Source organism: Amycolatopsis sp. NPDC049688 (genome assembly GCF_040674975.1).
In the GTDB taxonomy this organism is placed as follows: Bacteria; Actinomycetota; Actinomycetes; order Mycobacteriales; family Pseudonocardiaceae; genus Amycolatopsis.
Genome location: NZ_JBFANY010000004.1, coordinates 158,002 through 172,220, shown reverse-complemented (window position 1 = coordinate 172,220; position 14,219 = coordinate 158,002). Strand labels below are relative to the sequence as shown.

Here is a 14,219-nt window from a genome sequence, read left to right as displayed (position 1 = left end):
AGCAAGTGTAGCGGAGGCTGCGCGCGTCACTTTTCGGGGGGACCGTCGTTAGGGCCCTATGACGTCGGTCTCACTCCCCGGTTGACCTGTCTGGAGGCTCTGGCACATGCGGCGAAGACTGCCCCGTTCGGTGGCGCTGCCGGCGGCTGCGGCGTTGCTGCTGCTCAACGCGGCTCCTGCGAACGCCGACACCACCTATCCGACGACGCCGATCCCGCAGCCCGCGAATCCGGGGCAGGCGCCGATCTCGGCGCCGATCGGGCCGCAGCCGCTGGGACAGGCCGTCGGGGATGCCGGGACCGCGCTCGGGATCATCCGGTTGCTGCCCAACGCCGTGCCGACGAGCACGATTCTGCCGGGGTTCGGGCAGACGCTGCCGAAGCAGTCGGCGCTCGAGGCCGGGATGGGGCTGTCGAGCGCGTCGGCGAACTCGGATGCCTACCTGAACTACGAGAAGGCCATCGCGCAGGCGTCGCCGTTCGGGCTGTCCGTGGGCGGGAACGCGCCGCAGACTCCCGGCAGCGTCGTGCAGACCGCCTTGCCCGACAACCCGCAGCCGATCAGCGGTGGCCTGAATGCGCCGTCGAATCCGCTGCTCAACGTCGGTTTGCTCAACGGGAGCGCGCACGCGCGGTGGAGCCAGACCCTCGGGCCGTGCGTTGACACCATCGCCGACGCCAGCACGTCCGTGGCCAGCCTGTCGCTGCTGAACGTCGTGCCGTCGATGCCGAACCTCGGGCTGGACGCCCTGAAGCCGAAGCTCGACCCCAGCTCGCTGGCGAGCGGGTTCGATCTGACGAAGGGCCTGCAGAGCCTCGGCGGCCTGCTGCAGGGCGGCGGGCAGACCGCCGCGGACGGCACCGGGTCGCTGCTGAGCCTGCCGAACACGCTGTCGTCGCGGTCGCAGGTGAAGCTGGTCGACATCCCGGGCTCGAAGAACAAGGCCGTGCAGTCGACGTCGACGCTGCAGGCCGCGGACATCGAGATCCTCAAGGGCACGCCGCTCGCGCTGAGCATCAAGGTGGCCAGCCAGCCGACGCTGAAGGTGACCTCCACCGGGGACGCGAAGACGTCCGAGGTCGAGTACACCGCGCCGGTGCTGACCATCGCGGCCGGGGGGAAGACGCTCTACACGCTCGACGCGGCGCACCCGACCAAGGACATCCCGATCGGGCTGCCGCTGAAGGGACTCAGCGACCAGTTCGGGCAGGTCGACGACATTCCGGTGGTCGGCGGCCTGGTTTCGACGCTCACCAAGGGCCTGCAGCAGGTCGGCAACACCGCGGGCACCGTGCTCGACCTCGGTGTGCTGCGGCTGAGCATCGCCGGGCTGGACCAGAAGTCGGCGGACATGACCACGCCGTTCAAGGGGTTCCAGCTGGGCGCGTCGGCGCGGATGTTCGACCTGCAGCTGCTGCCGACGACCAAGCTCAAGAGCCTGCTGCCGGACGACCAGGCGAAGAACCTGCCGTCGTCGCTGGCGCAGCTGTCGCTCGGCGAGCAGATCGCCCGGGCGTACGCGCCCACCGGCGGCGTGGTCTGCGGGACGACGTCGACGCCGCCGCCTGCGGGCGGTGAAGCGCCGAAGGGGCCCGTGAAGAACCTCGCCTACACCGGCGGGGCGTACGACACCGTGCCGCTGTTCTGGACCGGCACGGCGATGCTGCTGCTCGGCGTGGTCATGGTGGCCGCGATGCCGGGTGCACGGCGGCGCCCGCTGGCCGTGGCCGTCGAGGAGAAGCCGTTCAAGCCCTCGCCGCGTCCGCGCGAATGACCCGAGGGGTATGAAGGAGCCCGTCAGGTTCGCCTGGCGGGCTCCTTCGTCTTCAGCCTTGGCGAAGCGTCGTGACCATGGCCTCGACGGCGATGCGCGGCTTCACGTTCAGCTCGATCGCTTCGCGGCATTCCAGCACCGCCTCGAGCCGGCGCAGCGTCGACTCCGTCGTCCACGACGAGGCCGCCTCGCGGATCTGGTCGGCGTGGTCCGGGTGGTTGAGCGTCGCGCCGGAGCGGGTCGCCGTCACCAGGACGTCGCGGTAGAAGCCCGCGAGGTCGACCAGGGCCAGGTCGAGCGTGTCGCGCTGGGTGCGCGTCGCACGGGACTTCTGCTTCTTCTCCAGCTGCTTGACCGCGGCTTCGGCAGCCCGCTTGGCGCCGGCGACACCCTTGCCGACGCCGTCGCCGCCCATCGCGGTCCGCAGCTCGTTGCGCTCGTCCTCGTCGCGGGCCTTGCTGGCCTCGCCCGCGTCCGCCTCGGCCGCGCTGATCAGCTGGTCGGCGCAGGTGAAGACGTCGCTCATCCGGCGGAGGCCGAGCGGGATCCGCAGCACGGTGGCCCGGCGCTGCCGCGCGGCCTCGTCGGTGGCGAGACGGCGCGCGCGGCCGACGTGGCCGCCGCACACCGAAGCGGCCCACTGCGCGCGTTCGGCGTCGACGTGGTCGCGACGCATCAGCACGTCGGCGATCGCCTCCGGCGGCGGCGTCCGGAGCGTCACCAGGCGGCAGCGCGACCGGATCGTCACGGAGACGTCTTCGGGGTGGTCCGAGGGCGCGCAGAGCAGGAACACCGTGCGGTCCGGTGGCTCCTCGACGGCCTTCAGCAGGGCGTTCGACGCGCCTTCGGTGAGCCTGTCCGCGTCCTCGATGATCACGACCTGCCAGTTGCCGGTCGTCGGGCGGCGCGCGGCGGCCTGCACCAGCGCGCGCATCTCGGCGACCGAAATGGACAGTCCTTCCGGGACCACCAGCCGGACGTCGGCGTGCGTGCCCGCCATCGTCGTGTGGCAGCCGGGGCAGGCGTCGCAGCCCGTGCCGGTGCTGCACTGCAGGGCCGCGGCGAACGTCCGGGCAGCCACCGAACGGCCGGAGCCGGGCGGGCCGGTGAGCAGCCAGGCGTGCGTCATCGCCCCCGGCGGCGCGGGCTCACCCGCGACGATCTTGGCGGCGGCCGACGCGGCGGCGCTCAGCGTCTCGACCGCGGGCTCCTGGCCGACCAGCTGGTTCCAGACGCCGATGCGTTCGGTCGTCGTCACTTCGCCTCCACGCGAGGCTCTTCCGGGGTCTCGACGGGCAGGGTTTCCATGGGCAGGGTGACCGGCTTCTCCGTCGTCGGCGCCAGCGCGGCCAGGCGGCCGACGAACACGGCGCGCAACGCGGTGCGGATGCGCTCGGCGACCTCGGCGTCGGTGCCGTCGGCGTCGATCACGACGTACCGGTCCGGGTCCGCCGCGGCCATCTCGGTGAGCAGGTGCTGGACGCGCCACTGGTCGTTCATCGCGGCCGACTTGTCGCGCGGTGCGCCGTTCGGGGCCGCGTCCAGCAGGACGGTCAGGTCGGGGCGCAGGCGGCCGGTCGCCCAGTCGGCGAGGCCTTCGAGCTCGTCGCTGTCGAGTCCGGCGATGGCGGACAGGTGCGCCAGCGGGGAGTCGACAAATCGTTCCATCACGACCACCGAACCGGCGTCCAGCGCCGGCTGGACGTGCCGCTCGACGATGTCGGCCCGCACCGCGGCGGCGGCCAGGGCCTGGGCCCGCGCCCCGGTGAGCGAGGCGCCGGAGACGAGCGCGGTGAGCCGCTGGTCGTCGAGCGCGGGGTCCGCGGCGACGACGACCGGCCGGGTGCCGCCGCGCATCCAGTCGGCGAGGTTGACGGCCTGGATCGCGGTGTTGATCGCGGTGGTGCCCTCGACGGCGATGAGGAAGCCGTTGACGCGCCGCGGCGTGCGGCGCAGCGCGTTGCGCAGGTCGGCGAGGATCGGCTCGGTGCGCTTGTCGTCCATCTGCCGATAGGCGAAGAGGCCGGCGACCAGCGCGATCGCCGCGCCGCCGAGCATCACCGGGCGCGTGCCGTCGATGGTCAGCGGGTTGCCCCAGACGGTGATCGTGTTCCGCTGCACCGCGCCGACGAGCAGCGGGACGGTGACCGTGGTGCCGAACAGGACCAGCTTCATCATCAGCTGGTAGATCGCGTTGATCCGGCCGCGGATGGCGTCCTCGACGCGTGAGCCGATGATCGTCACGCCGGTGAGGAACGCGGTGCCGGCGCAGATGCCGACCAGCACCACGGTGATCAGCGAGATGGTCAGATGCGGGGACAGCGCCACCAGGGCGAGCGAGACCGCGGCCGCGACGATCGAGAGGCCGAACAGCCGGTCGTGCGGGAGCCGGCGGGCGAGCTTGGGCGCGAAGACCATGCCGGTGGCGAGGCCGAGGAAGACGGCGAGGACGAGCAGGCTGAACGCGGAGTCACCGGCCCCCAGGCTGGAGGAGTACGGCTTGGCCGAACCGATCACGGCGCCGCCGGCGACGAACGCGCCGAACGCGCCCACCAGCAGCCCGCGCACGAGCGGCGTGCTGCGGATGAACCGGAAGCCGTCGGCGATCATCGCGCCGATGCCGAGCTTCTCCTCGTCGGCCTGCTTGACCCGCTGTTCCGGCAGCATGTGGACGTTGCGCAGCGAGAGTTCGGGGATCCGGGTGGCGATGAGGATCGCGCTGGCGAGGTAGAGCAGGCCGGTGATGATGACGACGAGCTTCGCGATGTTGAGGCTCGGGTCGCCGGGGAACACGTGGAACGTCGTGTTGACGCCGGTGATGACCGCGTTCGCGCCGGCCGCGGTGATGACGGCGAGCCCGTAGGTCATCACCATGCCGAGCTGGTTGGCCGTTTCGACCTGGTCGGGACGGCGGAGCAGGTTCGGGACGGCCGCCTCTTTCGAGGGGATCCACATGCTCGACGCGCAGCCGACCAGGAAGTTGCCGGCCAGCAGCCACCAAGGCGCGCTGACGATCGCGATGGACAGCAGGAAGACGCACCGCAGCAGGTCGGCGACCACCATCACCTTGCGGCGGTCGAACCGGTCGGCGAGCAGGCCGCCGACCGGGGCGAACAGCAGCCCCGGCGCCAGGCCGGTCAGCACGACGCCGACGAAGGCGAAGTTCTGCGCGAAGTAGTTGTCCGTCAGCTTCGTGGCCAGGCCGGTGAGGGCCAGGATGTTCAGCCAGTCGGCCACGCTGCACAGGTACGTGACGCCCCAGAGGCGCCGGAACGGTTTGATCGCCAGTACCCGCCGGACCCGGTTGATCGTGGACGCCTCGGCGCCCGACGACGCACCCGGGCCGGCCCCGGGTACCGATCGCACGCCCTCGCTGATACGCCCACCCCACTAGTCACCGCGGTGCCGGACGCCCTCGCGCGAGAGCCCGACCGTGAAGTCAGGGTAGCCCGATCGGCGTCTGGCACGCGGCACGGCCCCGTGGTGCGGGGCAGGTGGTGACCGCTAGTCGAACAGTCCGGTAACGCTGCTGACCAGGCTGGACACCATCTCGATGGCGACGAACCCGAACACGATCAGCAACGCGACGGCGAGCATGACCCCGGCCGCACTCGACGACGGCCGGTTGAAGGCCGGCATCGTCACCGACGGCATCCGCGGCAGGCGCCGCCGCTTGACGGGCACGACGTCGACGTCGTCGGCATCGTCCTCGGCCAGCGGATCCTGCCGCACGGGCCGCATGATCTGCGGCGGCCGGCTCGGCCAGGTGGCGCGCGGCCGGTTCCGCTGCCGGGGCAGCAACCCCATCGGCGGTGCGCCGGCTTCGCCCAGGGTGCCGGCGGGCGGGATCGCCGCCGGCGTCTTCACGCCGGCCTTGTCGTCGTCGCGAAGCGTTTCCTCGACCATCCGCCGCACGGCCTCTTCGTCGGGTTGCACCGGCCCGGCCACCGGGATGGCGGCGGGCTCGTGGCCATTCGCCACCGCGGCGCGTGGCTCCGGAGCCGCAGTGACCAGCCCCGATACCGGGTCCGCGAACGTCTCGCCAGGTGCTTCGGACAGAGTGCCGTCGCGCTGAGTGAGCTCGGGGGCATTGAAGAAGGGAGCCTCACCGTTCGCGCTCATGGTGACCACCTCACTACTGAATGTCCTCGCCTTTCCAGGGTAGCGACGCTGGCGGATAACGCATCCGCCCAATGGCTCTGTCTCCAAAGGATGGTCGGTCACGCAGCGCAAGCCCGCGCCCGAACCCCCTGCAGTGTCCAGTCCGCCGGTGGTCCGGTCGACCGCCAATGGTGACAGATCGTAGTGAAACCGATCACAGGGGCGAGCGACGGGTGGCTGGCCAGTGACTGACCGTAGGTGGCCAGTTTGCCGGGTCGGGCTCGGCCGGCGCATGGGGAGCGATGGAGGCCAGGGCCCCACCCTCCCCTCTGCCTGACCCTCTCCGCTCAGGGCATCTCCTCCTGTCCGAGGTCGATCATCTTGCGGCACCAGTCGCGGAGCATGCCGCGGCTGAAGGGGCTCAGGACCAGCTGGCGGCGGCCGTCGCCGCGGTCGAGGGCGGCCAGGGCGAAGCGGCCCAGGTCCGTGTCCACCAGGACGAATCCGTTGTCCGGGAACTCCGCGCACAGGCCGCCGAAGGCCAGCATGTCCAGGACCGCCGTTCCCGATCTCGGGCGGCCCAGGAGCTCACGCATTGCTCCCACGTCGTCGTCCTGGCCGTCGTGGATCAGGCCGTCCGCGTCCACCGAAAGCCAGATCGCGCGGGGCGAGGCGCCGAACGGGGCCTCCGGCAGCTCGGCCACCAGCATCTCCGGCAGCTCGTCGAAGTCGGCCAGGTGGATCGCCGTGCGGCCGGGGAGAGAGCCCATCATGAACGCCCGCTCTCCGTCGGCGTAGCACCGGATGTCCGCCGTCTCCGGTCCTTCGTCGAACACACCGCACAGCGCTGCCCGGACCGAGCCGCGCAGCATCAGCGACACCACCTCGAAGCCGATCTCGTTGAGCTCGCCGTCTTCGCCGAACGGCGTGCCGTCGATCCAGGCGGCCCACGCCATGTGCCGCTCGACCTCCGCCACCAGGTCCGCCGGGTCGTCCGACACCGGGCCGTGCACCAGGATGTCGTCGTCGCTGACGTCCGGGTTGTACAGCCGGTCGACCGGCTCGCGGTCCGGCATCGCCGCCAGCACCGGGCCGGCCGCCAGCTCGAGCAGCTCTCGCGCCGCCGTCCGTTCAGCCATGCCGCCGCCTTCCGGCCGCACCACGCTCACCCGCGCACGCCTCGGCCGCCGCCGGCGCGGCCGTCTGCCGCGGCACCACCGCCTCCAGCAGCTCTCGCACCCCTCTGCGTTCAGCCATGCCGGCGCCGCTCGCCCGGACCGCGCTCGTCGTCCGCGCCGGCCTCGGCCGCTGCCTGCCGCTGCTCCGGGACACCGTTGTTGAGCTCGGCGGCCGCCAGGATCGCCTCGCGCACCGTCAGGTCCCTCGGAGCCGCCGCGACCACCCTGTCCACGCCCTCCCCTTCCGTCGTCCGCACCGCCCCTTCCTCACGCATGGCTCTGCACCGCCTCGACGATCCACTGCTCGGCCGTGCTCCGCGACGCCGGACCCCACGTCACCGTCCAGCGCCCGCTCCGGGCCACCGCGGCGCTGAACTGGTACCGGCCCAGGTCGTTGTCCACCAGCCCGAACGCGCCGTGCGGGTACTCGGCCAGGATCGCGTTGCGCACCGCGAGGTCCACCAGCACCGTGCCCAGCCGCGGCCGGGCCGCGCACTCCCGGATCAGCTCCACCGCCCGCTCGCACCGGCGCGGGATCAGCCCGCGCTCGTCGGTTTCGATGCGCAGGTGCTCGCCCGGCCCGGGCGGCCGGTCGGGCAGGCCGTCGAACACCCAGCCCGGCAGCTCGCTGAGGAAGCCCGACCGCAGCCGCGCGCGGTTGCCCAGCTTGTGCAGGACCGTCGTGTAGTCCTCGTCGCCGAAGAACCGCACCTCCCACGGCTTGGCCCGGGCCGGGAAGACGCCGGTGACGACGCCGCGGATGAACCCACCGCGCAGCGCCCGGTACAGCCCGACCGCTTCCGCGGTGACCTCGCCGCCCGGCGCGAGGCCGATCGCGGCCATCCCGGCGACGAACCGGGTGTACTGCTCCACCTCGTCCGCGAGGCTCCGCGCGGCCGGCGGCGAGGGGCGACGGCCCGGCAGCGGTCCGGTGTCCGCCAGCACCGGCGGGATCTCGAACTCCGGGTCGTAGAACTCCATCACCGAGGGCCGCTCCGGCACCTCGGCCGAGAGCGGGGCGATGACCTCGTCGATGACGTCGAAGACGGCGACTGCGTTGCTCACCCCTAGATTGAACACCCTGGCACCGACAATTTCTCGCACATATGTTCGAGAGGGGGAGATCGGTCGGTGAGCGGTCGCCGAGCGGCTCAGCCACGGTCCGGCACCCGCCCTTCGACGAACTCCGCGAGCCGGTCGACACTTCCGGGCAGCCACCAGAACCGGCGGTGGCCGCCCCTGGGTCTGCCAAGGGCCGCGAGGTGCCGGCCGCGGTCGTCGTCGACGAACGCCAGCATCTCCCACCGCCGCGGCGAGCCGTCGACGGCGACGTCGAACTGCACGGTACCGAGCCGGGGGCGCCGCAGGTCGTCCATCAGGCCGAGGACGAGACCCTCCTGCCCGGGCTCGAGCACGCCGCGCTCGTCGGCGTCGAGGCACAGGCCCTCGCCCGGCGCCGGCGGGAGCGGCTCCAGGCGAGCCAGCGCCGCGTGCAGCACCTTCACCGCCGAGCCCGGCGAAGCCCCGAACAAGCGCAGGCCGTCCCCAGCGATGCCGAAGGTGGTCCGGTCGTCGTAGAACGCCGAGGTCCACGGCTCGCCGGACATCGCGACGGCGACACCGCAGACGCCGCCGCTGCCGACGAAGCCGGGCAGCGACCCGACGAGGTCCAGGGCGGTGGAACTGCCGGCGGCCGCCGCCCGGACCGGCTTCAGGATCTTGGTGGTCACCGTGTGCACGGTGCGTGGTGTTTCGGTCACGCGTCCATGAAACCCGGCAGCACCGACAATTTCCCGAACATCCGTTCGAGGTGTCACTCGAAGGTGTGACAACGAAGGCCTCCCCACCAGCGGCGGGGAGGCCTTCGCAACGCGGCTTTACTTGGCCTTCGTCGCCGTCGAGCCGGACCGCTTGGCCGTGGTCGTCTTGGCGGCAGCGGCCTTCTTGGTCGTGCCCGCCTTGACCGTCTTCGCCGTCGTCGAAGCCGGCTTGCGCGCCGGCGCCTTCCGCTTCGGCGCCGGCCCCTTCGCCCGCTTCTCCGCCAGCAGCTCGGACGCCCGTTCCGCGGTCAGCGACTCGATGTCGTCGCCCTTCCGCAGCGTCGCGTTGTACTCGCCGTCGGTCACGTACGGGCCGAACCGGCCGTCCTTGACCACCATCGGCTTCTTCGACACCGGGTCCTCGCCGAGCTCCTTGAGCGGCGGCTTCGCCGTGGCGGACCGCCCACGCTGCTTCGGCTCCGAGTAGATCTTCAGCGCTTCTTCGAGGGTGATCGAGAAGAGCTGGTCCTCGGTCGAAAGCGAACGCGAGTCCGTGCCCTTCTTCAGGTACGGCCCGTAGCGCCCGTTCTGCGCGGTGATCTCGTCCCCGGACTCCGGGTCCTTGCCGACCACGCGCGGCAGCGAAAGCAGCTTCAGCGCGTCGTCCAGCGTGATCGTCTCGATGTCCATCGACTTGAACAGCGAGCCCGTACGCGGCTTCGGCGCCTTCGCCTTCAACGCCTTCTTCTGCGCGGCCGTGGCGTCTTCGGGGATCTCGATCTCCGGCAGCACCTCGGTCACGTACGGCCCGAAGCGGCCTTCCTTCGCCACGATCTCGTGCCCGCTCACCGGGTCGGTGCCCAGCGTGCGGCCCTCCTGCGGGGTCGCGAACAGCTTCTCCGCGATCTCCTGCGTGAGCTCGTCCGGCGGGAGGTCCTCCGGCAGGTTCGCGCGCTGCGAGTTCCCGTCGACCTCACGTTCCAGGTACGGCCCGTAGCGGCCGACGCGGACCACGACGGTGTGCCCGTTCTCGTCGCTGAACAGCGGGATCGAGTTGATCTCGCGCGCGTCGATGTCCTCGACGCTGCCCTCGACCAGCTTCTTCAGGCCGCCGAGGCGCCCGATCGAGCCGTCGACGCCCATGTCGCCGCCGAAGTAGAACTTCGACAGCCACTGCGCGCGCTGCTCGTCACCGGCCGCGATGCGGTCGAGCTCGTCCTCCATGCCGGCGGTGAAGTCGTAGTCGACCAGCCGCTCGAAGTGCCGTTCCATCAGGCCGATCACGGCGAACGCGACCCACGACGGGACGAGCGCGGAGCCCTTCTTCCAGACGTAGCCGCGATCCTGGATGGTCTTGATGATCGACGCGTACGTCGACGGGCGGCCGATGCCCAGCTCTTCCAGCTTGCTGACCAGGCTCGGCTCGGAGTACCGGGCCGGCGGCGAGGTCGTGTGGCCGTCCGGGCTCAGCTCGGCCGCGGTCAGCGCCTGGTCCTTCTCCAGCACCGGCAGGCGGCTCTGCTTGTCGTCGGCTTCGCCACCGGTCTCGGTGTCGACTGCTTCGACGTACGCCTTCAGGAAGCCCGCGAAGGTGATCGTGCGGCCCGAAGCGGCGAAGGTGCACTCCTCGCCCGAAGCCGCGTTGCCGACGATGCGCACGGACATCGTGGTGCCCTTCGCGTCCGCCATCTGCGACGCGATCGTGCGCTGCCAGATCATCTCGTAGAGCCGGAACTCGTCGGTGTCCAGCTCGCCCGCGACCTGACCCGGCGTGCGGAAGACCTCGCCCGAAGGCCGGATCGCCTCGTGGGCCTCCTGCGCGTTCTTGACCTTGCGCGTGTACTGGCGCGGCGACGGCGAGACGTACTCCTTGCCGTACAGCTGCGTGGCCTGGCTGCGCGCGGCCGAGATCGCCGACTCCGACAGCGTCGTGGAGTCGGTACGCATATAAGTGATGTAGCCGTTTTCGTACAGCTTCTGCGCGATCCGCATGGTGCGCTCCGAGGTGAACCGCATCTTGCGGCCCGCCTCCTGCTGCAGCGTCGAGGTCATGAAGGGCGCGTACGGCTTGCGCGTGTACGGCTTCTCTTCGACGCTCGCGACCTTGAAGTCACGCTGCTTCAGCGCTTCGGCCAGACGCCGCGCGTCGGCCTCCGCGAGCACGCGGACCTCGGTGTTCGACGCCTTGAGCTGTCCGTCCGAGCCGAAGTCGCGGCCGGTGGCCAGGCGCGCGCCGTCGACGGCGACGAGCCGCGCGGGAAAGTTTCGCGGCGAGGCTTCCTCGCCGGCGTCCATCGTCGCCGAGATGTCCCAGTACGACGCCGAGGTGAACCGCATCCGCTCGCGTTCGCGCTCGACCACGATCCGGGTCGCCACCGACTGCACACGGCCCGCCGACAGCTTCGGCATGACCTTCTTCCACAGCACCGGCGAGACCTCGTAGCCGTAGAGGCGGTCGAGGATGCGGCGGGTCTCCTGGGCGTCGACGAGGTCGGCGTCGAGCTCACGGGTCGAGTCGGCGGCCGCGCGGATGGCCTGCTCGGTGACCTCGTGGAAGACCATCCGGCGCACCGGGACCTTCGGCTTCAGCGTCTCGAGGAGGTGCCACGCGATGGCCTCGCCCTCGCGGTCGGGGTCCGTGGCGAGGTAGAGCTCGTCGACGTCCTTCAGCAGACCCTTGAGCTCGGTGACCTTGGACTTCTTGTCCGGGGTGACCACGTAGAGGGCCTTGAAGCCGTTGTCGACGTCGACGCCGAGCCGCGCCCACGCCTCGCCCTTGTACTGGGCGGGCACGTCGGCGGCACCGCGCGGCAGGTCGCGGATGTGCCCGACGGAGGACTCGACGACGTAACCGCCGCCGAGGTAGGGCGCGATCTTGCGGGCCTTCGTCGGCGACTCGACGATGACCAGCCGCCGGTGCCCGGCGCCGTTGCCCGCCGCGGCTCCGTTCTTCTTGGTCCGTGCTCCTGCCACGCTGTCCTGCTCTCCGCTCATCTCGTCCCACCGCCGCGGGACTGCACCACGTCCCTGCCAGGGTCCGTGTCTCGACCTGCCAGTGTGCACGCTGTTCCGGCCCGGACGGCGCGGAGGTGGCCCAACACGCCGCCGGTCCTGTGCCCAGCGCATCGCCGTTGACCTCGACGATGTTTCCCCAACGTACCTGCCACGTGATTTCGGCCACGTCCTGCGCAGCCTAGCGCGTGACCGTCCGGATACCCTCCGTTCGACGGTGGTGGGCACGGGGACGTCACCGCTTCACTGGTTTCCCCGCCCAGCCGAAAGGATCCACCATGACCCGACGCCTGCTCGGCGCCCTGTTCGCCGCTGCGACCGCCACAGTATTGCTGGGTGTCACTCCGGCGAACGCGGCCGCGGCGAACTTCGCCGGCACCGTGGCCCTGTCCAACTGCTCGGGGTCGGTGGTCAAGCCGGCCGCGACACCCGACACCGCGCCCGCGCTCGTCATGTCCAATGGGCACTGCCTCGAAACCGGCTTCCCGGGGCCCGGCCAGGTGATCACCAACCGCGCCTCCAGCCGGACGTTCACGCTGCTCACCGCCAGCGGCAGCAACAAGGCGACGCTGCGGGCGAAGAAGATCGTCTACGGCACGATGACCGACACCGACGTGTCGCTCTACCAGCTCACCACCACCTACGCGCAGATCAAGGCCAGCTACGGGATCTCGCCGTTGGAACTGTCGAACGCCCACCCCGCCGCGGGCGCGGCCATCGACGTCGTCTCCGGCTACTGGAAGCGCATCTACTCCTGCAACATCGACGGGTTCGTCTACCGGTTGAAGGAGGGCAGCTGGACCTGGAAGGACTCGATCCGCTACACCTCCGCCTGCCAGACCATCGGCGGCACCTCCGGCTCGCCGATCGTCTCCGGCGGCAAGGTCATCGGCGTGAACAACACCGGCAACGAGGACGGCGAACGCTGCACGGAGAACAACCCGTGCGAGGTCGACCAGGCCGGCAACGTCACGGTGCACTACAAGACGAACTACGGCCAGGAGACCTACGGCATTCCCGCCTGCCTGACCGCGGCCAACGAAATCGCGCTCACCCAGGCCGGCTGCACCCTGCCCCGCCCCTGACGCGGCTGCCGCACCCGGTCAGGCCGTGCTCGTCGCGGCCTCCGGGTGCGGTTGCGGTTCCGCGCCGGGCCACGCCGCTTCGGCACCCGGTGGCGGCTCCCCGATGAGCTCCAACAGCGCTTCCAGCCGGCGTTTGCCGGTGATCTTCACCGCCGGGACTTCGGCCTTCGGGCCGGTCAGCTTCGCCGCGACACCCAGCGGCGTCAGTGCCTCGACCAGCCGCTCGTGCATCCCGGGCGCGAGCGGGTCGACGCCCAGCAGATAACCCTGCGTGCCGGGACGGCCGCCGGCCAGCACCCACATCCGCAGCATCGCGCCGCTCAGCCGGAACCCGTCCGGCACCGCCTTGCCCGAGTCGTCCTCGGCCGGGCCCGCGCAGCCCTCACGCAGCCACCGCAGCGCCAGCGGCAGCAGGTCGACCCGGAACGACGTGCGCACCTGCGGGCGCCCGCAGTCGGCCTTCGACACCTGGGCGTCCGCGCCGCGGCAGCGGAACTCGCGCGCCAGGACGTGGGCCCGCCACGGCTCCTCGACGACCACCGACAGCCGGGCGGCGGTGCGCCCGAAGCCGGTGATCTGGCCGTGGCAGCACAACAGGCCGGCCAGGTCGCCCAGGCCCGGCCCGCTGGCCTCGGCGGAGAAGAGCGAGATCGTCCGATCCACCGCGCTATACTAGAACACAAGTTCGATTCGTGGCGAGCGTCACGGCGATCTTCAGCCGGCCGGCTGATCCAGCCGTCGGCATGCCGGAGCGCGCTGTTCCGCCGCCGCCAGGGCGGGGACGTCCTTGAGGCCCTTGAGGTAGTCGAGGGCGTCGATGCGGTCGAGGGCGGCCTTGGCCTCCCCGAGGGCCGCCTTCGTCGCGGGGGCGTTGCCGCGGACGGTCTCGATGCGTTGACGCGCGTTCTCGGCCTCGGCGCGGATCTCGGCGAACTGCCGGATGACGTCCTTGCGGCCGGCGTCCGCCGACGGCACCGGTGGCGCACCGAGCGCGTTCAGCCCGGCCAGGCTCTGGTCGAGGCCGCCGACGACGGACGAAAGGAGGTCGCTCGACGTCCGGGACGCCTTCTGCGGCGTGCTCGGATCGACGGCGGGCAGATCCGCGAGCGTGCGGACCAGGTGCGTCACGGCGTCGCAGTAACCGGCCGCCCAGTCCGCTGTGGGATCGGCGTGGGGAACGATGGTCGTGACCGGTGGATCCGGCGGCGGCTCCGTGGCCGGCTGCCCGCACCCGGCGAGACCGATGGCGAGCATCGTGGTGAGAGCGGCGAAAACGGTCGGCCGCTGCCGCACTCGCGTACCTCCTGCC

At 71.2% G+C, this 14,219-nt stretch carries 12 protein-coding genes; 2 read left to right on the top strand and 10 right to left on the bottom strand.

Annotated features, from left to right (window positions below; translation table 11 throughout):
* Positions 1–106: 106 nt before the first annotated feature.
* A complete protein-coding gene (locus AB0J55_RS16130) occupies positions 107–1,774 on the top strand; it encodes a hypothetical protein (protein ID WP_364248451.1) in 1,668 nt (555 codons plus the stop codon).
* 52 nt (positions 1,775–1,826) lie between these two features.
* Here AB0J55_RS16130 and AB0J55_RS16125 read toward each other — a convergent pair whose 3' ends face one another.
* The 8 genes from AB0J55_RS16125 to topA all read right to left on the bottom strand — a co-directional run bounded on the left by AB0J55_RS16125 (position 1,827) and on the right by topA (position 11,807).
* Positions 1,827–3,032, bottom strand: coding sequence for a DNA polymerase III subunit delta' (locus AB0J55_RS16125; RefSeq protein ID WP_364248449.1), 1,206 nt, complete (start codon positions 3,030–3,032; stop codon positions 1,827–1,829).
* Positions 3,029–5,140 carry a dTMP kinase gene (locus AB0J55_RS16120; protein WP_364248447.1) on the bottom strand — a complete coding sequence of 704 codons (2,112 nt, stop codon included), beginning with the start codon at positions 5,138–5,140 and terminating at the stop codon, positions 3,029–3,031. The genes AB0J55_RS16125 and AB0J55_RS16120 overlap by 4 nt, the downstream gene beginning before the upstream one ends.
* A 138-nt stretch (positions 5,141–5,278) precedes the next feature.
* Positions 5,279–5,896 carry a hypothetical protein gene (locus AB0J55_RS16115; RefSeq protein ID WP_364248445.1) on the bottom strand — a complete coding sequence of 206 codons (618 nt, stop codon included), beginning with the start codon at positions 5,894–5,896 and terminating at the stop codon, positions 5,279–5,281.
* 326 nt (positions 5,897–6,222) lie between these two features.
* Positions 6,223–7,014, bottom strand: coding sequence for a hypothetical protein (locus tag AB0J55_RS16110; protein ID WP_364248443.1), 792 nt, complete (start codon positions 7,012–7,014; stop codon positions 6,223–6,225).
* A 110-nt stretch (positions 7,015–7,124) separates the two neighbouring features.
* The gene (locus AB0J55_RS16105; protein ID WP_364248441.1) at positions 7,125–7,286 is read right to left on the bottom strand and encodes a hypothetical protein; all 162 of its coding nucleotides are present in this window, start codon (positions 7,284–7,286) and stop codon (positions 7,125–7,127) included.
* Positions 7,287–7,320: 34 nt separating this feature from the next.
* Positions 7,321–8,118: an ESX secretion-associated protein EspG gene (locus tag AB0J55_RS16100; RefSeq protein ID WP_364248439.1), complete on the bottom strand. Its 798-nt coding sequence runs from the start codon at positions 8,116–8,118 to the stop codon at positions 7,321–7,323.
* 86 nt (positions 8,119–8,204) lie between these two features.
* Positions 8,205–8,813 carry a hypothetical protein gene (locus AB0J55_RS16095; RefSeq protein WP_364248437.1) on the bottom strand — a complete coding sequence of 203 codons (609 nt, stop codon included), beginning with the start codon at positions 8,811–8,813 and terminating at the stop codon, positions 8,205–8,207.
* 117 nt (positions 8,814–8,930) lie between these two features.
* On the bottom strand, positions 8,931–11,807 hold the full coding sequence (gene topA, locus AB0J55_RS16090) for a type I DNA topoisomerase (RefSeq protein WP_364248435.1): 2,877 nt from the start codon (positions 11,805–11,807) through the stop codon (positions 8,931–8,933).
* A 296-nt stretch (positions 11,808–12,103) separates the two neighbouring features.
* On the opposite strand from topA, the gene AB0J55_RS16085 reads away from it, so the two are divergent.
* Positions 12,104–12,910, top strand: a complete 807-nt coding sequence (locus AB0J55_RS16085) for a serine protease (RefSeq protein WP_364248433.1) — start codon at positions 12,104–12,106, stop codon at positions 12,908–12,910.
* 18 nt (positions 12,911–12,928) lie between these two features.
* Here the strand turns inward: AB0J55_RS16085 and AB0J55_RS16080 are convergent, their stop codons facing one another.
* Entirely contained in the window at positions 12,929–13,573 is a 645-nt protein-coding gene (locus AB0J55_RS16080) for a hypothetical protein (RefSeq protein WP_364248431.1), read from the bottom strand.
* Between the two features lie 51 nt (positions 13,574–13,624).
* A complete protein-coding gene (locus AB0J55_RS16075; RefSeq protein WP_364248429.1) occupies positions 13,625–14,203 on the bottom strand; it encodes a hypothetical protein in 579 nt (192 codons plus the stop codon).
* Positions 14,204–14,219 lie beyond the last annotated feature (16 nt).